Here is a 20,009-nt window from a genome sequence, read left to right on the forward strand (position 1 = left end):
AAGAATGTGGTGACAACGGATGTGAGTCGGTGGTTTACTTGGGCTAGAAAGCACCCTAGCAGCAATCGCCCTCCTCACAAGCAGTGGTGTATACGCCTTCACTCTTTGGCGGTGGATGTGCGCTCAGAGGATGCGACTGTTTCTGATGATGGAGTAAGGAGGGCTTACGCTCCGAACAAAACTGCCAACTTCACTCCTGGGGAGGACTATCACCTGAAAAGCGTGTGAAGCGACACTCGCAAAACTCTAGTTGCACCTTGAGCTAAAAGAAATTATAATTAGTGCAGTTAAGAATTTGAGCAATGTTTTACACCGAAGTAAACAGTATCCCTAAGCATCAGGAAATCATTGATACTGAAATTAATTAGCAAAACAAGGGGTGCTCTTTCGTTATCGCTCGACACCCTGGACTGATGTGATTCCATCCAAATCTCTCAAATCGCATTTCCTAATCATGGCACTTCCCAAAAGCTCTAAAAAAACCATTCGTAATTTAGTCCCCAACGAAGCACCAGATAAACCGAAGGAATTAATTAAAATTGGGGTTGGTTTGCGCCCCGACCAAATTGAAGCACTTGATAAACTCCAAGGTTCACGCTCGTATTTTGTTAGGCAATCGGTGGATTTATATCTGAGATTAATCAACCAAGCCCATGACTAATCTTCAAGTCACTCAAAAGCATAAATACAACTGGATTGTCACCATCAAAAATGAATAGCGCTCTTAGAACAGACCTAGATGAAACCAACACAAAAGGGCAGCCTTATTAATTTTCGATTCGCCCACGGATTGATTACTAGGGAAGGCAGAGCGGCATTCTGGCGCTCTGCCAAAACTGCCTTTTTTTCTAAAAGTTTTATCCCTGACTAACAGAATTATTGATTCTATTCACTCTTACTAAAGTGCTAAAATAATGGCTGTTATTGACACCAATCGTTCTTACACCTTCAGTAATTATTCAGAACTTAGAATTGACCCAATTGATTTAGCTGAATACTTTAGCTACAGCATTAGGCGAACAACATTACAATTACCCCAATACCAAGGCGCTATCAATCGTCTAGAAACACTTACCGCAGACATTAACGATATTCTGCCGCGCCTGGTGACGATGAACGAACAGGCAAAACGAGAAATGCTTATTGCGCCCATAGTTAGGACAGTTGTTCAAGTTGCTGATGCTCTTGTACGCGTTGAATATCCTGTTAATGTTTCCAATCAATTACAAGGGAACCTTGACTATTTACTCAGCATTGATAATCTTGGTCAGCTTTTAGTTATTGAAGCTAAACGCGACGATCTAGACTACGGCTTTACTCAACTAATTGCAGAATTGATTGCCCTCGACCTATGGGAGCGATCGCCCAAAGTTGAACAACAACCCGAATTAGTTGGAGCAATCACTACAGGACAGATTTGGCAGTTTGCAGTCCTTGATAGAGAAGCCAAACATCTTGACCAAGGATTAGATTCATACGTTTTGCCAAGAGATATTGAAACTCTGCTTAGAATATTAGTCCAATCTCTTACTAGAAAACAGCAGATTTAAAGACGAACGTCTAACAACAGTTTGATAACATCACCAAAATTCTACCGAAAAGCATAATAAATGGAACAAACAAAGTTTAATTGTCCGAGTTATTGAGTACTAAATCCCCGGCTAAGGCGGCTTGAGAATTTCCTGAACGGGTATTAGGATTAACCCAGAACCTTGGAGCGGGAGTGGTCAACAAACATTGGGGCAATGTGCGTTTGAGTGATCGCTCGTGTTAAAGAGGCGCTGCACCCCTGCTGGTGCGACAACCTCGCTGGCTTGTTTATCAACAGAGAAACGTAGTGGGGCGAAGGCGAAGAATGTGGTGAATGCGCTTTGTCAGTGCTCCCTTTAATTGGGCGAGTCAACTCCCAAGGCAGCGTTCGCGCTCCGAACAAGCACTCGTGTATACGCCTTCACTCTTTGGCGGTGGATGTGCACGCCCCGTCAGGCGGCGGTTTCTGATGAAGGAGTAACAAGGGCTAGAGCCGTATTTCATCGCTCCCAACAGTGGGTAGATTGTGCCAGTGCTACTCCATCTGGTACGGTCAGGCATTACCTTGAGGAAACTATCATGCCAAATCGTCGCAACCAAACACCAAACTGGCAACCCATCAGTCAATTGCCTCTCATTGCCAAGATGATTGATGATGGATTAGTAGATGCTGTTAAGCAATATGAAACTCTACAACAAGCATCCACTCACCCTCACATCCTGGATGATTACACGGTGGGGCGGGTGATTAAATTATATAGTGAGCAGGTAGAATTCCTTGACCTTTATGCAGAACAACTAGCCAGGTGGAAGACACTCGACTTGAATGCTACCCAAAAAAAGGAAATCGCGAGACTAACAGAGCAGTTAGAAAAACGATTAAGGAGCAAATGCTGCGATTTTGGCTTTGGCTAACCAGTTAAAAGACCGAACGATTGAAAAGGTGCTGGAGAAATCCGACCTGGAAATGGGACTGGATGTGTTATTAGGTCAGATGAAGTTTTAAAGGGGGCGATCTTTTTTGCGATTCAAGAGCGTTGATACTTTAGTTACATTAAGCACCCCAGGCACGCTCGATAATTTTAAGAATCTGCCATATCTTCTGGCTTTATCTCAAACAAAGTAGAAGCAACAGAAAGATGATATTCTTCACCTGTATCTTTTAAGTTGTATTGAACTATAAAACGCTTAATCTTCGCAAAATATTGATTTTTTCTAGCCATGAGTTCAGAGATAATTTCTTTGACTTCTTGTTGAGCTTGCTTGTCCCCTTTAAAGATTTTTTCTTCAAAGATAGCGCGATCGCGCATTCTAATCTAAGTGGACGCCTTCCCCATAACTAAAGTTTTTATACTATTCCCTGTTAAGAGTTAAGAGTTAAGAGTTGCCTTTTAATTACTTATTTTGCAAGGAGCCGAAATACATTGAAACTTAATTAAGAGGTGTATCTACTACACCCCACACATCAAACCTGTTTGGAGAATCGCAAAAATGAAAGAACATGAAAAACTAGAAAAATGGCAGAACCGATGGGATGAATTAGCCAGACAAATAGAAGATATACCTCTTGAAGAATTGCCAGAAAAATACATCTATCAAATCATTATCTTAGAAGAACAAATTGAAAATCAAGAAACAGAAATTAGTGAATTGAAGTATTTTATAGAAGTTTCAAAAGCCAAAACTAAAGATGACAAACGTGGTTTATTTATCTATTTAATCATTTCATTTTTGACAATTGGGTTTTTGTTGTTTCAATTAGTAAATACCAAACAAGAGTATCAACAAAAGCTAGAACGTTGCAAGACCAATACAACTCTGTGTAATCAAAATACGAGCGAGCAGTTAGGCATGAACTACACTAGCTAACTGCAATCATTTAGGAAATGACTGTAACTGGGTGCATTTACCACACCCCGATACAAAAATAAAAAGTCACTTTTTAGGTAATAATGACTGTTATTCTAAACTATCCAGCACTATTTGAAGTTGTCCGAACTTAGCAGCAATACCTTAGACTTTTAATTAAATTATCCCTTTGACGTATCTTTCAAGAAACACATTCCGTAGCGTTGGAAATAGGGATGAGTTCTAAGCCAAAAGCTTGAGCTTTTTTCTTTAGGTTTTTCAGCGTGCGCTCTCGATATTGTTGCTCGTAAGCATCAATACCAGGGTCAGTATAGCGATCGCTGCTATGTCCAAAGGCGATAAAAAATGCGTGCGAGTTTATGAGCAGTAGCGGTGATTGCCTTTGGAGCGCCCATCCGGGATTGCATACGACGGTAGTAAGCACCACTAGCAGAATGACTACGGCATAGGGTTTGTGCAGCCATACGCAAGGCAGTCGCAGCACGATTAGCAACAGGACGAGTTTTAGAGCTTTTAACTTTACCACCAGTAATACGACTACCAGGACACAAAGGGAGCCATGAGGTAAAGTGCTTGACTGTGGGAAAGCGTGTTGGGTCTAAACTAAGCTCAGACACTAATACCAGTACAGTTAAAGCACCACTACCGTCAACAGCTGTAAAATCAACACCACTAATACGATATAAATGGGTACGCAAATCAAACTCACGATGTAATTGTATATTCATTTGAGTCAAAGCTTTTTGCATCCTTTGTATATGGACGCAACCACTCTTAATCAAATTATCTCTTTGACGGATGTAACTGCGGAGGACACAAATTTGGTCTTCTGGACGAAATGAACCCGATAGTAAACCATAAGTATGTAATTGTTGTAACCACTGGCAATCTAATCTTTAGATTGTCCTGCTTCTGAAAATCCACAGTCCGCAACAGGCGTGCGATCGCGCGGGTCAAAGACGAATTAGTATTGTGCACCCCCAAACCGAAGGTAAACAAATCGCCATCAACAATTATCGGAGGATTGCCAGGGCTAGACTGAGGGTGTTCATTTGGGCACAAACGGGCTACTGTACTGAACTGAGGGCGTTGCTTGCGGCTATTCCACCTCATGCAACAGGCGATCACAACAATCACTCATCAGTTATCAACAAGAAAATAATGAGGCTACCTCATTATTTAATTTTGTAAAGGGCACAGTTGAAGCATGGACTGATATATAAACGCTGAAACTAGCCCTGTATAAGCTTACGCTAGATTGTAACGAAATATAAAAAGGAGTTTAAAAATGACGCAGCAAGCTATATCAACTTAAGCTAAGCAATATTTAGCTAACCGGAGATAATCAGATTTTTTTGACTTGACTTGTTCGTGTTTTCTGGTTAAATTCATTATAGAAACAATATTTGGCGCAAAATGTTTTTGAAGAACAGTACGGAGCAATTAAATTACATTATAACTTCCGTAGCATGGCGCAACTGCACCTTGAAAACCAAATATAGTAAGAGTTTCTACAGGGTAGGGTCGTAGACTACCCTTTCCCCTCACGGGGACGGAAAGCCGTTGTTTCCTTTCCTGGTGAAACGCGTAGGTCAGGATTGTGTGGTCGTAGACTACCCTTTCCCCTCACGGGGACGGAAGTCTTCGTTTCCCTCGTTATTTACGAGTGCTTCAAAGTCGTAGACTACCCTTTCCCCTCACGGGGACGGAAACCGATGAGTACTCTCCTTTGTGTTCAAACCCTAAACTTCAGGTGAAGTCGTAGACTACCCTTTCCCCTCACGGGGACGGAAACAGTTGGTACGTGTTGAGCGATAATGCGACCGCTTCAAGATAAGTCGTAGACTACCCTTTCCCCTCACGGGGACGAAAACTTGAGTAAAGCACAACAACCGAATTGGTGACATGCGTTGATAGCATGATGTCTAAGAAAAAGAGAAAATCTCGCAAAAGCTTATTCCCCTGGGAAATAGAGGATACTCTCAAGGCAGCGATCGCGCTCCGAACAAGAAATGGTGGGAGCTTTTGTAGAGGAATGGACTCTTATATTGGGGCTTAGTCCCAAGGCAGCGATCACGCTCCGAAAAAGGGGTCGAAAAAGGGGTCGTTAAGAAGCCTTCACCCCTTGCAGTGGATGTGCACGCTTGTGGTGCGGCGGTTTCTGATGAAGGAGTAAGGAGGGCTTACGCTCACACCTAACGCAGTGAAGCGCAAACGTTCTGCTTCTTCCCCCTGCTCCCTGCTCCCTGCACCCTTGCCTCTTCAACTGTCCTGCATCAGAAAATCCACAGTCCGCATCAGTGCGCCATCGCTTTTGGGATGACTGCACACGCTAAACCGAAGCTAAACAAATCGCCATCAACAATTACCGGATGATTGCCTCTTGTTGGCTGTTGGTGTTCATCTGGTCGCAAACTGGCTACTGTACTCAACTAAGGGCGTTGCTTGCGGCTATTCTTGCCGGAACAAGAGCGCGATCGCCCAACTACAATCCCAAATCCAGAGCCTACTGTTTGCATCAGCTGACTTCATACCCCCAAGCGCTTGATGCAGAAGGAAGCGCGATCGCCCGACTGAAGGAAGCACTTGCACCCCTGGTGGTGCCACAACCCAACTGCTCCCACCTCACGCCTTGCTCCAAACGCAGTCGGGCTAAGGACAAGAATGTGGTGAATGCGCTTTGTGAGTCAGTGGTTTACTTGGGCAAGGAAGCCTCCGATTGTGCTTGCGATGTCACAATAATTCAAAATTCAAAATTGTTTCTTAAATTTTGCCTGACAGAATTTTGAATTTTGAATTGGAGCAATAGGGAGGCGGTGGATGTGCACGCTTGTGATGCAGCGGTTTCTGATGATGGAGTAAGAGGGGCGATCGCGCTTGGTTTGTATCCTCGATATTTGGTAATGGTCTAACTATCGCTAATGATACGTTTGCACTAATACTATTTATACAACATAACTAAAAATCTATACAGTTGCCAAATCATACATAGATAGTAAATTTAATTAATTTCACCTCCATAAACTTTTAATAGATTTAAAGCTATGATTGTTCAACATTATGATTCAATTCAAGCGTGAAAACTACCTGCTTCGACTTTTCAAGATTAAAGAAACTCAGCTAAAAATAGCACAATCATCTAATATGGTTTATGTAGCAGAAGCATTACAAAGTCAATTGTTAGAGCTACAATCTCAATTATCACAGCCACAAGACCTTGAATTTCAAGCATTGATGAGTTTTTTAGACGATTGAAATTTCTGGCTGAACAACTTCAGAACATAGAAAAATCTCTACTACCTGCTTGCAAACATATCTAAATAGTATCAGCGCTCGCAGATATTGAAGCAGTGAATAGTGTTATAGATATGTTGATTTACTTCTGGTAACTGTTGTTGCCAAGTGTTTTATTTTTGGCTTTTCAACACATCTGTAACACTAGCCATTACAGATAATTAATTTAAACGCTAATCCATCACTTTTTTTCAACAAAATCTTTTAGGTTCGACAGCAACAAATCCCAAACATTGAGCATTTCAAGATACATCTTTTCAGACTTCAAGTTTTTGTGTTCCAGTTTGAGATTGGTGACATTATCAGTTTCTTTGAGTGTATAACAAATAGTCAAATGGTTTTCTGGTACTCTATCTGTACCGTGATTATCGCTCCAGTAAGTGTACTGAAATTTTTCATTAGGCAATAAGACTTCAATTTTTCCGTAATCCGTAAAATCTTTGTCTCCATTACTTCCCTTGAGGATAATCTCACTACCAACTTCCCAAGTCGATATAACTTCTTTGAGGGGATAATATTGGACAATCTTGTCTGAGTTCGTCAGTGCATCAAATAGGACACTTGGCGGCACATTGATTGATAAATCTTTTTCTATTGCAAATGTTGTCATAATTACTCTGCTTTAGTGCTCAACGTCATCCCAGAGATTTTAGAGTATTGTCTGACGAGGGATTTAATGTGTTAAAAAATAAGCCAGCCTTATATTTTTTCGACAAGCCTCCTGATTTATTTATCTAGGCCACAAATATTTATCTAAACAACAACAACAAGGTAGATAATTTTGGGCGTTTAGAGACGTTGTGGAAAGTATATTTAACTTATTCGACAACGTTCACTCTTGACATAAGCCAACGAAAACGCCTGGATATTAGCAACGTTGTGGAAAATATACACATCGTCAAAGGCTTAATTTGTTGACTTTGTGGACATTATGGTAGAGATAAATTTATCGGTGAGGTCGCCAACTGCCCTACTGGGCAGTTGGCAAGGCTGGCTTATTTTTTAAAAGGAGGAATGCGTGACCAATCATTTCAAAACCACTCAGTGATTTTTTATTTGGAAGTTCCTAGAGTCCTTCAACTTACTTTGTCTATCCTTCCTAAGACAGACTTTGCCAGTTCACAGATCAGTTAATATTCAGATCAGTATACTCGAACTAAATCTTGGTAATTCATACAGTTTCTAGCTCCTTTGGAGCGGCTTCGCCGCCCTTAAGTTGCGCTTTGTGCTCATCGCACTCTGGCGAAGCCTTCGCCGTTCCTTTCACTGAGAATGCTGATAAGGACACTACTGGTTAGACCGCGTTCTTACGGCGATCGCTCATTTTAGATCTGGTTGTTGGGCGGCATGAAGTAGCGTTTAGGCACTGAGCGTGAGTAGTTGCCGCGACTGTTCGCTTATTGCCAAATTAGGGGAGAAAGCGAGGTATAAAAATGTCAGCAAAAAGTCCTGAAGAAATCTGCCGCCTTTTCCAGCAGTATATGGGCCAAGGCGATATTGACTCAGTACTTAGCGTCTACGACCCGGAAGCGGTCTTTCTGAATCAATCAGGCGAACTAAAGAAGGGCGAGGAAGAACTCAGACAGGAATTGACCCCTTTTGCGACGGTGAAGGCTATCTTTGATTTCAACATCAAGCAGGTCATCCAATCAGGCGACATCGCACTGATGCACACTGAATGGAAGATATCCTCGCCGCAGCAAATGTCCGTGTATGCGATCGAGGTCGCCCGCCGTCAGCCAGACGGTTCGTGGCGCTGGCTGATCGGCGACCCCTTTACCATCGGCAGGCTGGCTGCTTGGTGAAACACTGATATGAGTACTTCCATGTTTGATGGTTTCACCTTAGTGCAAATCAACACTCAAGCAACGACAATCAACCTCTTTTTATCCTAATGCGCCGTCGAACAAGTCATTGCAGTGCGATTGCAGTTTTTGTAGATTTTGTTGAGTCCACCAAACCCATTCAATTACGGATGACGGATGGTAGTAACTTGGAGTCCCAAATGTAAAGTCCTTTTTGTGAAGGCACTCTTGAGAATCGTCCGGCGCGATAACCCCGCGACAATTCACTTAACACATTCGATTTTACTTGTTGCACTTGCGATGGGTTGAGTTTTCCGTATAGTTCGTTAATCACTTCAGCCACATCAAAAACTTTTCTGGGATTCTGTTGCAGCAACGAAGTAATCGCATCAATCAAAAATTTTCCTTCAAACTCTCCTTGCATTGGAATAGTATTAGTTTTCGCCTGTGATGAAGGTTTTTTGTCTTTGTTTTTCTCCTGCTTAGAAGACTTCTTAGAAGAACTAGTACTCTTCGAGTTGAGCAGTTTTAAGTCCAAAGTAAAATGCCCAGGCTTGCCAGGAACCAAAAACCATTTGCCGCTTTCTCTGCCATGAGTCAACGTAGATTGAACTCTGCCTTTTACTACTTTGAATACATCTGGCTCTAACTCACCATACAGCAATCGCACGAGCATATCTATGTGACACATACTGCCTGCGTATTGTTGCAATATTTTTTGGATTGCTTCGCTGCGGCTTAAAGACTGATACTCCAAGAGCATCGGAATATCTGATCTGGAAAGCGAATTGGGTTGAGTATCTGAAGATGTCTCTATAACCGTAGATGTTGACGCTGGCTCCTCAGATGAGTGCGTGGATTCATCTGATGATTCATTTATCTCTAAATCATTTGTTTGTGAAACTTCGGATTTGTTAGGTTCTACTAAATCGGGCGAAGAGTCAGTAATTTTATCGCTGTTTTCTGACAATGATTTTTCTTCGTCAACAGTTGTAACTACCTCATCGGTTACTAACGGCATCTCGATATTTTGATTTGATTGGGAGAAATTCTCTACCTCCTCTTCATTTGTTTGTGCAACAAAGCCATTGACAGGTTCTACTAAATTAGCTGAAGTTTCAGTAATGTTATTACTATTGCCTAACAACCCATTTTCACCCACATGATCAGGCAATATCTCAGTTGTCACTGAGGCTGTTGAGTGCTTGTTTTCAACGCTTGATTGTGAAGACCAGTTGGATAATAATGCTTCTACGTGCTTGAGATTCTCTAAAGCTGAGGTGTATAACTTTTCGTATTTTTCTACGCTTTGAGCATAATAGTTTCGTAATTCCAACAATGGAGCGACCAAACTTTCTGGCGGCGGCTGTAATTGCGATTGACTATTCATAAACTTTTAGTTTTACCAAAACCACTATCCCTTCTAGTAGTGGTACATTTTTGTTGCTCGTGCTCGTCAAACTAGCCCATCAAAGGCTGCTGCTAGTTCAAGATGTACACTATTACCGGATGAATATATTGATAATAGCTTTTTATCATGCCAACTTACTAGACACATGGATGATAGTGATAAGAAGCGATCGCTTCTGGCGTGAAGGAACTTGTTGGAGTCTCTCTAATTACCAATTAGCTATTACCCATTACCAGGATCGCTACGCGCAACTATATCTTGGACGAATCCCCGTTATTAATATCGGGGAGTGTTCTCAAGATTGTCTCCAATCATCAAGCCCATACTTGAGATAAATGAAGACAAAGCAGTAGCATGAGTAAAAACTTGTTTTTGCAAATATAAAATGCCCTTGTTGGGGCGTTGGAGAAGAATGTGGTAAAAAATTTTCCCGAACGCCTGTCAGAACACGGGAGTTAACCAGATTGCCAATCTTACAGTTAGCTCTGTTCTATTCAAAAAATTCTTGTCTAAGTGAGGTTTTTAACCATTCAGGTAGCTCACGCACTTTTTGGGTAACTTTTCCATTTTCAATGGTTAGTACTTGTTGATACCCTTGTAATGTTGAGTTATCAAAGATTAAAATCTGGTCAGCCTGCTGTATTGCTATTGATAAATTAGACAGGCTGCGTGTATATCTACGCCGAATGTCTTCTTCCGGTACGTTGTGTCCACCCTGTGCAACTCTAGTAGCAACACGTTCGTTTGCTATTTCTACATTATCGATTCCAACATAAATAAGGTTGACTTGCCACCCTTTTTGTCTAGCCTCTGCCATCATCCGCAGATATGTGTGGCCAGATAGTGTTGTTTCTACCGCAAAGCTTTCATTATTGGTCAGGTAAGCACGAGCGCGTTTTATTGCTTGTCTTCCACCAAGTATTGCTGCTGCTTGGGGATCATCAGGTCGAAGTTGTCGTGCTTCTTGATCCGGATCGATAATTGGTACTCGCAAAGCTTCTTGAGTTGCACGAGTAAAGGTACTTTTACCCGACCCATTTGGCCCAGCAATGATAGTTAGGGTAGGTTTTGGTTGTGTCATCGACTCTTAACTTCACGAATTATTTCTCGTGTTCCGTCTGAGCGCAATTGATATTCAAAGCAACGACCATCTGATAATTCCATGATCGGTACACCTTTTAGAGAATAAAATATTGGGCGACCAGCAACTTTATGTTTGCTAATTTCTTTTTTCACGCCTTCTTGTGCTAGCCGAGAGAGTTCTTTTCCCCATCGAGAGAATTCACTTTGTTTACCGTTATCAGACTCAGTATTTCCTTGTATCATCTTAATTTTTCCCCTAGTTCAAGCCCAGATAGAACTGGTTATTTCAGTTTATACTTTAACAAATCGTTGAACGATGCTGTTAAAGTCATAATACAAGCACATAGTCAGACGAATTTTGAGGCTCAATAATTCCGAGTTTTTCTGAAGTCATCCAAACTTCAAGTACCTTCAACAATGTTGCAAATCTTCAGGCTGAGCAGCTTGTCGCAGACATCGCTCCTGTCAAACAAGCACTTGCACTCCTGGTGGTGTGAAAATCCAACTGCAAAGGTTCACGCCTTGTGAGCGGGTGAGGAGGGACTTCGTTTCCCCTCCACAAATGTAAAAGAAACTAAATTCATAGGGATAAAAAGCACGTTGAGCCACTCCCCGACCTGAAGGTGCGGGGATTCATGCCACATCCCCAGCTAGCTTTTCGCCCGTATTGGCTATCTGGCTAGAGGTTATTGGCTGATTGGAGAACCGTTCTAAGGGAGAATCAGACTTCCTGCTTTCGGACGCGCCTACTTGCTTACGGTTTATTGAATGTTGCCATGCCTCCAATAAGAGCGGCTCCGCCCGTGGATACTCGTTTACAGCATCCTGCAACGACAACATATCTTCCTGATTAACATGTCTACTCAAGAATGCACTGAATAAGTCCCGATGATGGGGAGCAATGCCCGTAACATCGTAGTGGACTCGCTCTGACAGCGATTTCTTGGTGCGGCTACCGTCTAAATGAGTTTGAGACAGTGCAGTCGATGAAGTAGAGAAGCGTTGAAATGAACCGCCAGCATTCTCAGCTTTGCGTTTCAATTCTGATTGAACAAAACCTGGGGACTTAGCAGATATAGCCTTGCCATATCGTTTTTGCCATCCCTTCACACTTACCTTTTCGGTTTTAATATCTTTGCCATGTCTCAATATTTCGTTGACAACACGTCGGTTTTGAGACTTGGCATAAGCCGTTTTACGACGCTCCAATTCGCGCTTTCTTTGTGCAACTCGGATATAGTTTTGAGACTTTTTCCATTGGAGCTTACCTTTTTTGACCTTACCTTTTTTAGTAACAGTTTTTCGTCCTTTGCGCGCCTTGAAATTAGGCTCATAGTTATCAGGATTTAAGCCACGAGATGAACGTTGCATCTTTCGTTGCAGTTGGGTTATTTCTTTGGTGAAAGTTGGTACACCTTCAGCAAAAGGTAATAATCCAGCAGCATTGTCACCAACAAAAGCAATGTTGGAGATATTTAGGTCTAAGCCAATCAAACCTTCTGCAACTTTGTTTTTTGGCTTTTGAAATGGCGTTCCCTCCAAAACAAGCTGCACAAACCAACGGCGTTTACCATTTAGCTCACGCCGAATAATCCTGCAATATTTAACTGGACAAGACAAACCATGCTTGATGACCTCATTATCAAAATCAGCGATTGCTTTGAACTCAAGCTCAGCCCAAACAACTCGGTCTTTCTTCCATTTAATACCTTGCTTGTTAGTCTTACCTTCAACTGAGCGAAACCGATTTTGGACTTTGAACCGAACATCTTTGGCTCGACCAAATAGAACACGCTCAACTGCTTTGAATGCACGAGTTGCTAATTTTTGTTGAGTTTGAGCATCTATGTTTTGAGCAATCCATTTTGAATCTTTAGCTGCTCGATTCGCGTAAGCTTGTAAGTCATAGTCAGTAAATCGGTATGCGTCACGTGCTTTACTAAAAGCAGCACTTCGCTCTTTTTTATTGTCTTTCGGTATCTTCCTAGCTACTTGATATGCCTCTGACTTACGTACTAATTCCATCCGCGTTTTTGCTTCTCTTAGTACATTGTTATACAGCCGCATAGCTGCGTCGAACTTTGCTTGTAGTTGCGAATCTTGCTTACTGTCTACCTTTAACGGCAATTCCAATACAAATGATGTTTAGTACTCCGAGGTATATCTAATCACCTCCTTGCCTGTTTATAGCCCATTGACTTATACAATAACCTAGACTAAGATACCTGTCAATAGGTTCCGGCTATATACAAGATAATCATGAAAGAAAGTGATAGAAAATACCGACATAACAACCATTCAGTGGGTTCAGCAACGGTACATCTCATTTGGATTCCCAAGCGTAGAAAACCTGTTTTAGTCCAAGAGGTTAAACTTCGATTGAGCCAAATATTAACTGAGGTTGCTAACGAAAAAGGATGGATAATCAAATGTTTGGAAATTGCCCCAGACCATGTTCATGTCTTAGTTGAGCATGACCCAGAAACACCCATCAATTCGATTGTTAAAGCATTTAAAGGTAGGTCATCTCGGTATCTTAGGCAAGAATTTCCACATTTACTCAAGTTACCAACACTGTGGACTCATGCATATTTCTACGACACAACAGGCAAAGTTAGTTCATCTGTAATTGAGAGATACATCAATGACCCACATCATTACAAATAAGGCAGTTAAAACTGCCCGTGTCGCCTTTCCACCTCGCTTATGTCGTTTTTAAAGTCTACAACGTAGATAAGCAAGTGATTATACGCTGTTGTCATTTTCTACAACGTTTCAAGTGGATACTGAGCTAACATCTCCGAAAAAGGTATCCACTTTTCATCGTTAGTGTAGATCATGATGCCGTCTTTAGTAGTTTGACTAGCTTGAATTAATCTCTTTTGCTTGGCTTTTGGATACCATTCACTGAATAAGTCTAACTCCGATTTAATTTGAATTTTCCCATTGGGTTTCCATCCTTGCTCAATAGCTGTTTTCAACCAACCTCCAGGTTTATCAACATCACCATCAGAGATCGCTTCTTTTAAAGCTTCTATCGCATCTAAAACAGTTTCTAATGATACGGATTTAATTGTTTTAGTTAAAGTTGAATTAAGTTGAATACCTAAAGAATCAAGTTGTTGTTTAACTTTGTCACTAATATTTGAACGCCCTGCTCTTTTCTTTTCTAATGATGTTACTTTAGGATTTTCTACTGTTACTGCTGTAAATTGTTGTAGTTGTTGGCGGCATTCCTCTAATTGTTGTTTGAACTCTGCATTCTCAGACTTGAGTCTTTCTGCTAACTCCTCAGCACCTTGTAAGTGATAAACCCTACCAGCTAATCCTTCATTAACTCTACGAAGTCCTTCTATTTCTGCTCGTAACTTCTTGTTTTCTTCCCTTAAAGTGGAAATAATTACTGATTTAGAATTATCTGATGCTACTGGAGGTTGTTTAGATTTAGGTTTTTGTTTCTGCTGGTCACGCAGAGCTTCAATTCTGTTTCTTAAATCTTCCTGCTTGTACAAGTAAGCAGTCGATACATTGGCAGATTGAGCAACAGATTTAAAACTGACTATTTGACCCTGTTTTATCATCCTCTCAAGTGCTTTTTCTACTCGTTCTGCTGATTCTTTAGCTTTCTGTGCTGCGCTAGAGCGTAATGCTTCTATCTTCCTATTAGTCATTGTCTGCCTCCAAGGTTTTAATCACTTTCTCTAAGTTCTCTTTGATAGGCATATTCTTATGAACTTGTAGCTGCCAACCGCAATTCTGAGCTTTCTCTAAAACATTGTTGGTACGCTCTAAAGTGTCTTTTAGGACAGGCAGGAAGTTTTTATTAGTTCTCCAATGAGGACAGTTATAGCAACCATCAAAACCAGGAATATCGCAATCACCTAACATTTTGGGTCTAGCACAGTAGCCATGTTCTAATGCTCTGGCTTGTACATTTTTTTTGAACCATTCTAAATCATCATTACTAGAAAGCACCGTTTCGTCTAATTCAGCCGTCTCACCCTGGAAATTAACTACTCTTGATTCATGATATTTTTCTATCTCTTTTCTAAGCGTTTCGTCATGAATATGGGCATATACCATAGTCATTTCTGGTGATTCATGTCCTAAATATATTTGGACAATATGTTGAGGCACACCATTGTTAATCATTCGTGTACCTACCGTGTGGCGAAATTGGTGACTTTGAAAGTTCCAAATTTTTCCAGTTGAATCTGTAATGTTATATTTATGTGCTAATTCTTTTAAGAATCTAGTAAATTTTTCTTTTCTCATTGGCTGCGGCTTGGGAATAAAACTTTCTGTAAAACCAAATTTACCTTTCTGATAATGTTCTTGACCACAAAAAAGATAATCAAAATCTTTCAAATATTGAGAAATGTATTCTTGTTGCTCTTTAATTACCTTTGCTAACTCAGGCGAAATTGGTTTAGTATCTTCTTTATTCAATTTCCAATTTGTATATAAAATGAAACAACCTCCATTTGGTGTTTCTTGTAAACAATTCAAGCGGAGCGTTACTAGTTCTGAAACTCGAAAGCCGCATTCTTGATGAACAAGTACCATCCGCATTACTGGTTCAGGTAATTTATCTAAATGTTCATTTAGTTGCCGCATGACCTCTTCTGGAATATATCGAGGCAAAGGTTTTATTTTTTTAGGATAGTCATCATCTGTAATTAAGTAAGGTGGTACTGTGAACCAGTTATTCCTTACTCCAGTCTCTAGGAATAGCCTTAAAGAACCAATGTATTGCCTCGCGTGTTTTAAACCTCTTATAGTAGTTAAATATTCTAAAATTACATTACGGTCTAATTCAGAGATGGTTATCGCTGGATATCTGTCTAACAAAAATTTAGAAAAACGGTTTATATGACTTGTGTGATTCACTATTGAACTAAATTCGCTACGATTTGCAATAAATCTAATAAATCTGACAAATCCTTCACGTAACCAAGGTTGATATATTTTATCCAATCCTATGCTTTTGGAACGGTAATGGTACTTATGAGCTATTCCCAATTCTTTAGCAGTAATTGAATTTTGTTGATATCTTTTTCTTTTTATCACGCCTGAAATCGTGAAACCGTAATTGCAAGATTTACACTTGTATCTTTGTACTCTTGTTGTTTTCCTTTTATCAGTGCCATCTTTTCTAAAATCAGTGCTTTGACAGCGAGGGCAAGCAATTCCATCTAATAATTCTTCCTCTACAATTTGTAAATTATTCCTCTCAAATTCTTGTATTTGGTTAGTTGAATTTTGCTTTTGCATTTATTCTTGCTCCTTGCTTTGACTTTGCAGATATCGTCTATACTCTTTTTCTAGGTCGTCATTTGTTAGGTGAACATAATTATTAATTGTCGTTTGAATATCAGCATGACCCAAGCGTTTTTGAACGTGTGCCATATCCCACCCTGCTCTAATTAATTCTGTTGCATGAGTATGCCTTAATAAATGAGGGTTTACTTTAATTCCTGTCTTACGAGATAGTCTTCTAAACAAGCTATCAACTGTTTTGTATTTCAAAGGCTTGCCGATTTCTCCCTTTCCTGGAGCTTTTATAACTACAAAAACAAAGTCACAATCAATATCTTCTGGATACTCATCAATTAAATAAGCTGAGTACCATTGCATTATTTCTTTGCTAACATGAACTGTTCGCTCTACTCCAGACTTAGCTCTCACAAGGTTAACGTTATCTAATCTTGGTATGACATGAATTTCATTGGTTTTACCAGTAACCATATCTTCATGCCTTAACCCTAACGCTTCACCTATTCGTAGCCCTGTTTCGTATAGCAACCTAATTAGAAATTTATCACGTAATACGTTACAAGCTTCTATCAAAGTGTTAACTTGCTCAGGTGTTAAACATCCAGGAAAGGTCTTTGGTTCCTTAATTTTTAATAGTCTTGTTTTAACCTCTTTGCCTTTACTAATGTGGTGTAAAAAAGGCTTATATTTACGCCCTGGCTGTAATTGGTAGCGATAAGCATCTACATCAACATTAGCCCCTATACGCTCTTGAAACTCATAAAATCCACAAATAGTTGTTAGGCAATGATTAATAGTTTTCTCGGAGCGTTTAGAAACCTGCGATTCAAGAGATAAAATGCCAGAATTAGGGTTTCTTAACCAGTGGATAAAGTTTGACAACTGCTCTAAATTAATTTCAAGCCAATTTAACTTTGAATCCCGTAAAAACTCCCAGAATAGTTTGAGATTGTGAGCATAAGTCTGAATCGTGTTAGGAGAACGCCCCACACTATCTAAGTAATGCAGGTATTTTTGGATTGGCTCAATGGGCAAATAATTGTCATCCAGAACCATCCAAACCGGACGTTCTCTGTCTGGGAGGATACCTTTTTGGACTTTCATCCTCACCTACCCTTAATATCGCTATTTACGTTATAGACTTAGATTACTATTGTTCTTGTACATAAAAACAACGTAGTGATAAAACTTAATATCAGCTACGCTGTTGTTGTTGTTGTTATTTAAAATTTAATAAGATATAACCCCGATTTAAAAATACGGGGCTATCAGGCTCCCGCCTGTCTTTAGGTATCCTCAAAAGTACCCTGGCAGTTAAAACCGAAGTTTCAATGGTGCTTTATTGCCCGTTTGTGAGCGTGGTTCTGGGCTATAGCGAACAGAATATTGGTGAAGGAGCTGAATTTAAGCGTACTATCCCGTTTAGAAGAATTATATATTTATCGCAGTCCAGGTCAGGGTACATTTTCGTTCTTGAATAAATTTAGGTTCTTGGGAATGTCAAAGCAGCAAAATCAACGAAAGCGAGCAAAAGCTAAAAAAATCCAATTCAAAAATATTGAAGAATTGGAACAAATAAACCTGAATGCAGCAGGAATTGATATTGGGGCTTCCGAACATTGGGTGAGCGTACCAGCAGATCGAGATGAAGAACATGTAAGGTGTTTTAGTTGTTTTACATCTGATTTACATGCAATCGCGGATTGGTTAAAGGAGTGTGGAATTACGACAGTGGCGATGGAATCTACAGGTATTTACACCGATACCATTGTTTCAAATACTCGAAACTAAAGGATTTGAAGTAAAGCTTGTAAATGCTCACTTTATCAAAACAGTACCGGGACGCAAAAGCGATGTACTCGACTGCCAATGGATACAAAGATTACATACCTATGGCTTATTATCTGGCTCGTTTCGACTTGATGACCAAGTATGCGTACTACGTAGCTATATTCGTCAACGAGATAATCGCGCTTCGTAGTAGCACTACCCACATACAACGAATGCAGAAAGCACTATCTGAGATGAACCTGCATTTACATCAAGTGTTAAGCGACATCACAGGTGTGACAGGAATCAAAATTATCCAAGCAATAATCGCAGGAGAACGGGACCCAAAGGTTTTGGCTACCTATCGAGATCGGCGTGTTAAAAGCACACAAGCAGATATCGAAGCAGCTTTAACAGGAGACTATCGCCCAGAACATGTATTTATCCTTTCTCAAGAGCTTTCTTTGTACCAAACCTACCAAGCCCAAATTGAAAAATGCGATGCGCGAAATTCAAAAATGCTTTCTTCACTTTGAGTACAAAAACCAAGATAAACCACCTCTTGAGATTACTCGCAAAAGTCAAAAAAAAAGACGTAATGCACCCAATTTCGACTTACGCTCTCATCTTTACCGCAGTCTTCGGTGTTGATTTCACCACAATTGATGGTTTAGATGTTCTAACGGTGCAAACAATTGTTTCTGAAGTTGGACTTGATCCAAAACGTTTTAAAAGTGCCAAAAATTTTGTCTGTTGGTTGGGTTTATGCCCTGGTAGTCGTATTAGTGGTGGCAAAATTCTTAGTTCTAAAACCCGGAAAGTTGTTAATCGTGCAGAAAGCTGCGTTTCGGGTTGCTGTCCTTTCTTTAACTCGTTCCCAATCTGCCATTGGTGCTTTCTATCGTCGCAAAAAAGCTCAACTTGGTGCTCAATCGCGCTATTACTGGCACTGCCCATAAAGAGCGCTCGTCTTTTTTATCACCTTTGGTCTACTGGTGAGGTTTATCAAGCTCCTGGTGCTGATTGCTACGAACACAAACATAAGCAGCGCATAATTAATAACCTGAAGAAAACCGCTCAAAAACTCGGTTGCGATTTAATCGTTAACCCCACAGCACAAGAAGATTCTTAGAAGAAATCCGGGGATACTACCAGACACTATCCTAATCTTAATCGCTCAAACCCTCACCAATCTTACCTTATAGTCATTCACGCTTTTGCTCGCGAAAGATCTGACTAAAGGATAGGCCTCTAAACTTAATGTCTTCTAACGTCTGTTCGGCGCTCGGTTAACAAATATCCGATCGCCCCTGGCACTACAAGGGCTGTAATCAGAATGGTGGATGAGGTGCTAAGCCGACTGGAAAATGATCGCGCTTGTTCCAGTCCAGCGACAATAAATTCGACTGTGACATTAACCGCAAAAATTCCAACGGTCAGTGCACTTAGCCTGGAGAGAAAAGTTCTTAGGGAAGGAACATGAGGATTATGTATTTTTCGACCCAGGATCATTCCAGCAATGAAGCCCGCAAGACTCTGCAAACCAACAATGGTACAGCGAACTCGAAACTCAAGGGGTACATGTGTCTGAGCTAAGGTTTCTGCCAGAACTCCACCAGTACCAATTATGATTCCAGCGATCACTCCTAGTGCAGTCCACCAGAGCGATGGTTTAGCAAGTTGAGTACAAGCGATGACTAGGCAAGCCGTGACAAGACTACATCCAACCGCAGCTTGTTTGGGAGGTACGGTTCTAATCACCATCAACGATATGGCTCCTCCTGCCACACTACCGATCAACATCAGCAGTCTGTCTATGGAATTTGCATTTTGCTCAAAGTTTTGCATAGGTGTTGTAGATGGTTGTCATGATTAGTCAAGAGCTGGAATGAGGCACCAGATCGCCCCTGAGAGTAAGTGAGCATGGCAATATCACCGGGGCGCGATCATCGGGATGGATCACTGACCGC

Annotated in this window: 19 protein-coding genes, 2 pseudogenes and 1 CRISPR repeat array; of the genes and pseudogenes, 10 read left to right on the forward strand and 11 right to left on the reverse strand. The window is 40.8% G+C overall.

All coding sequences use genetic code 11. The annotated features are described in order from the left end of the window. The 4 genes from FIS9605_RS44445 to FIS9605_RS38625 form a co-directional block, all read left to right on the forward strand. The coding region (locus FIS9605_RS44445; protein WP_035140454.1) for a hypothetical protein at positions 1-228 on the forward strand (228 nt) is incomplete at its 5' end. A gap of 151 nt (positions 229-379) precedes the next feature. Then, a complete protein-coding gene (locus FIS9605_RS0129960) occupies positions 380-661 on the forward strand; it encodes a hypothetical protein (protein WP_026735871.1) in 282 nt (93 codons plus the stop codon). Positions 662-914: 253 nt separating this feature from the next. Continuing rightward, a complete protein-coding gene (locus FIS9605_RS0129965; RefSeq protein WP_026735872.1) occupies positions 915-1,550 on the forward strand; it encodes a hypothetical protein in 636 nt (211 codons plus the stop codon). A 418-nt stretch (positions 1,551-1,968) separates the two neighbouring features. Continuing rightward, positions 1,969-2,445, forward strand: a complete 477-nt coding sequence (locus FIS9605_RS38625; protein ID WP_231510506.1) for a hypothetical protein — start codon at positions 1,969-1,971, stop codon at positions 2,443-2,445. Between the two features lie 167 nt (positions 2,446-2,612). Here the strand turns inward: FIS9605_RS38625 and FIS9605_RS0129975 are convergent, their stop codons facing one another. Then, positions 2,613-2,840, reverse strand: coding sequence for a hypothetical protein (locus FIS9605_RS0129975; RefSeq protein ID WP_026735873.1), 228 nt, complete (start codon positions 2,838-2,840; stop codon positions 2,613-2,615). Between the two features lie 181 nt (positions 2,841-3,021). Between FIS9605_RS0129975 and FIS9605_RS0129980 the strand changes: the two genes are divergently transcribed. Next, positions 3,022-3,399 (forward strand): hypothetical protein, encoded by a 378-nt coding sequence (locus FIS9605_RS0129980; RefSeq protein WP_026735874.1) that lies wholly within the window; start codon positions 3,022-3,024, stop codon positions 3,397-3,399. Positions 3,400-3,722: 323 nt separating this feature from the next. On the opposite strand, the gene FIS9605_RS45595 is transcribed toward FIS9605_RS0129980, so the two are convergent. Then, complete coding sequence (locus FIS9605_RS45595; protein ID WP_231510507.1) at positions 3,723-4,127, reverse strand: transposase; 405 nt, start codon at positions 4,125-4,127, stop codon at positions 3,723-3,725. 795 nt (positions 4,128-4,922) lie between these two features. Then, positions 4,923-5,271: direct repeats of the CRISPR family, unit length 35 nt; unit sequence GTCGTAGACTACCCTTTCCCCTCACGGGGACGGAA. Positions 5,272-5,771: 500 nt separating this feature from the next. Between FIS9605_RS45595 and FIS9605_RS0129990 the strand changes: the two genes are divergently transcribed. Then, on the forward strand, positions 5,772-6,188 hold the full coding sequence (locus tag FIS9605_RS0129990; protein ID WP_026735876.1) for a hypothetical protein: 417 nt from the start codon (positions 5,772-5,774) through the stop codon (positions 6,186-6,188). A gap of 255 nt (positions 6,189-6,443) precedes the next feature. Continuing rightward, positions 6,444-6,654 (forward strand): annotated as a pseudogene (locus FIS9605_RS38635) (hypothetical protein). A gap of 220 nt (positions 6,655-6,874) precedes the next feature. Here FIS9605_RS38635 and FIS9605_RS0130000 read toward each other — a convergent pair. Then, positions 6,875-7,303: an SRPBCC family protein gene (locus FIS9605_RS0130000; protein ID WP_035140456.1), complete on the reverse strand. Its 429-nt coding sequence runs from the start codon at positions 7,301-7,303 to the stop codon at positions 6,875-6,877. Between the two features lie 823 nt (positions 7,304-8,126). Here FIS9605_RS0130000 and FIS9605_RS0130005 point away from each other — a divergent pair. Then, positions 8,127-8,498, forward strand: coding sequence for a YybH family protein (locus FIS9605_RS0130005; RefSeq protein WP_026735878.1), 372 nt, complete (start codon positions 8,127-8,129; stop codon positions 8,496-8,498). 160 nt (positions 8,499-8,658) lie between these two features. Here the strand turns inward: FIS9605_RS0130005 and FIS9605_RS0130010 are convergent, their stop codons facing one another. The 4 genes from FIS9605_RS0130010 to FIS9605_RS0130025 all read right to left on the reverse strand — a co-directional run bounded on the left by FIS9605_RS0130010 (position 8,659) and on the right by FIS9605_RS0130025 (position 13,125). Next, positions 8,659-9,888: a hypothetical protein gene (locus FIS9605_RS0130010; protein WP_026735879.1), complete on the reverse strand. Its 1,230-nt coding sequence runs from the start codon at positions 9,886-9,888 to the stop codon at positions 8,659-8,661. A gap of 511 nt (positions 9,889-10,399) precedes the next feature. Further along, positions 10,400-10,990, reverse strand: a complete 591-nt coding sequence (locus FIS9605_RS0130015) for an AAA family ATPase (protein ID WP_026735880.1) — start codon at positions 10,988-10,990, stop codon at positions 10,400-10,402. Then, complete coding sequence (locus FIS9605_RS0130020; protein ID WP_026735881.1) at positions 10,987-11,235, reverse strand: hypothetical protein; 249 nt, start codon at positions 11,233-11,235, stop codon at positions 10,987-10,989. The genes FIS9605_RS0130015 and FIS9605_RS0130020 overlap by 4 nt, the downstream gene beginning before the upstream one ends. A gap of 390 nt (positions 11,236-11,625) precedes the next feature. Then, a complete protein-coding gene (locus tag FIS9605_RS0130025) occupies positions 11,626-13,125 on the reverse strand; it encodes a hypothetical protein (RefSeq protein ID WP_026735882.1) in 1,500 nt (499 codons plus the stop codon). A gap of 126 nt (positions 13,126-13,251) precedes the next feature. Between FIS9605_RS0130025 and tnpA the strand changes: the two genes are divergently transcribed. After that, positions 13,252-13,659 (forward strand): IS200/IS605 family transposase, encoded by a 408-nt coding sequence (tnpA, locus tag FIS9605_RS0130030; protein ID WP_026735883.1) that lies wholly within the window; start codon positions 13,252-13,254, stop codon positions 13,657-13,659. Between the two features lie 98 nt (positions 13,660-13,757). Here the strand turns inward: tnpA and FIS9605_RS40050 are convergent, their stop codons facing one another. From FIS9605_RS40050 to FIS9605_RS0130045, 3 genes are read right to left on the reverse strand one after another with little or no spacing between them, the layout of a single operon-like run. Then, positions 13,758-14,663: a DUF6262 family protein gene (locus tag FIS9605_RS40050; protein WP_051470184.1), complete on the reverse strand. Its 906-nt coding sequence runs from the start codon at positions 14,661-14,663 to the stop codon at positions 13,758-13,760. Then, positions 14,656-16,266, reverse strand: coding sequence for a tyrosine-type recombinase/integrase (locus FIS9605_RS38645; RefSeq protein ID WP_051470185.1), 1,611 nt, complete (start codon positions 16,264-16,266; stop codon positions 14,656-14,658). Before FIS9605_RS38645 ends, FIS9605_RS40050 begins: the two co-directional genes overlap by 8 nt. Then, complete coding sequence (locus FIS9605_RS0130045; RefSeq protein WP_026735884.1) at positions 16,267-17,373, reverse strand: tyrosine-type recombinase/integrase; 1,107 nt, start codon at positions 17,371-17,373, stop codon at positions 16,267-16,269. 393 nt (positions 17,374-17,766) lie between these two features. Between FIS9605_RS0130045 and FIS9605_RS46740 the strand changes: the two are divergent. Beyond that, a pseudogene (locus tag FIS9605_RS46740) lies at positions 17,767-19,171 on the forward strand (IS110 family transposase). A 125-nt stretch (positions 19,172-19,296) separates the two neighbouring features. On the opposite strand, the gene FIS9605_RS0130065 reads toward FIS9605_RS46740, so the two are convergent. Then, entirely contained in the window at positions 19,297-19,887 is a 591-nt protein-coding gene (locus FIS9605_RS0130065) for a hypothetical protein (protein WP_026735887.1), read from the reverse strand. Between the last annotated feature and the right edge of the window lie 122 nt (positions 19,888-20,009).

Origin of the sequence: Fischerella sp. PCC 9605, assembly GCF_000517105.1 — a bacterium.
Classification (GTDB): Bacteria; Cyanobacteriota; Cyanobacteriia; order Cyanobacteriales; family Nostocaceae; genus PCC9605.

Coding starts and splice junctions, on each gene's coding strand:
- FIS9605_RS0129965 (WP_026735872.1), top strand. CDS start 915: ATGGCTGTTATTGACACCAATCGTTCTTACACCTTCAGTAATTATTCA.
- FIS9605_RS38625 (WP_231510506.1), top strand. CDS start 1,969: ATGTGCACGCCCCGTCAGGCGGCGGTTTCTGATGAAGGAGTAACAAGG.
- FIS9605_RS0129975 (WP_026735873.1), bottom strand. CDS start 2,840: ATGCGCGATCGCGCTATCTTTGAAGAAAAAATCTTTAAAGGGGACAAG.
- FIS9605_RS0129980 (WP_026735874.1), top strand. CDS start 3,022: ATGAAAGAACATGAAAAACTAGAAAAATGGCAGAACCGATGGGATGAA.
- FIS9605_RS45595 (WP_231510507.1), bottom strand. CDS start 4,127: ATGAATATACAATTACATCGTGAGTTTGATTTGCGTACCCATTTATAT.
- FIS9605_RS0129990 (WP_026735876.1), top strand. CDS start 5,772: ATGATTGCCTCTTGTTGGCTGTTGGTGTTCATCTGGTCGCAAACTGGC.
- FIS9605_RS0130000 (WP_035140456.1), bottom strand. CDS start 7,303: ATGACAACATTTGCAATAGAAAAAGATTTATCAATCAATGTGCCGCCA.
- FIS9605_RS0130005 (WP_026735878.1), top strand. CDS start 8,127: ATGTCAGCAAAAAGTCCTGAAGAAATCTGCCGCCTTTTCCAGCAGTAT.
- FIS9605_RS0130010 (WP_026735879.1), bottom strand. CDS start 9,888: ATGAATAGTCAATCGCAATTACAGCCGCCGCCAGAAAGTTTGGTCGCT.
- FIS9605_RS0130015 (WP_026735880.1), bottom strand. CDS start 10,990: ATGACACAACCAAAACCTACCCTAACTATCATTGCTGGGCCAAATGGG.
- FIS9605_RS0130020 (WP_026735881.1), bottom strand. CDS start 11,235: ATGATACAAGGAAATACTGAGTCTGATAACGGTAAACAAAGTGAATTC.
- tnpA (WP_026735883.1), top strand. CDS start 13,252: ATGAAAGAAAGTGATAGAAAATACCGACATAACAACCATTCAGTGGGT.
- FIS9605_RS40050 (WP_051470184.1), bottom strand. CDS start 14,663: ATGACTAATAGGAAGATAGAAGCATTACGCTCTAGCGCAGCACAGAAA.
- FIS9605_RS38645 (WP_051470185.1), bottom strand. CDS start 16,266: ATGCAAAAGCAAAATTCAACTAACCAAATACAAGAATTTGAGAGGAAT.
- FIS9605_RS0130045 (WP_026735884.1), bottom strand. CDS start 17,373: ATGAAAGTCCAAAAAGGTATCCTCCCAGACAGAGAACGTCCGGTTTGG.
- FIS9605_RS0130065 (WP_026735887.1), bottom strand. CDS start 19,887: ATGCAAAACTTTGAGCAAAATGCAAATTCCATAGACAGACTGCTGATG.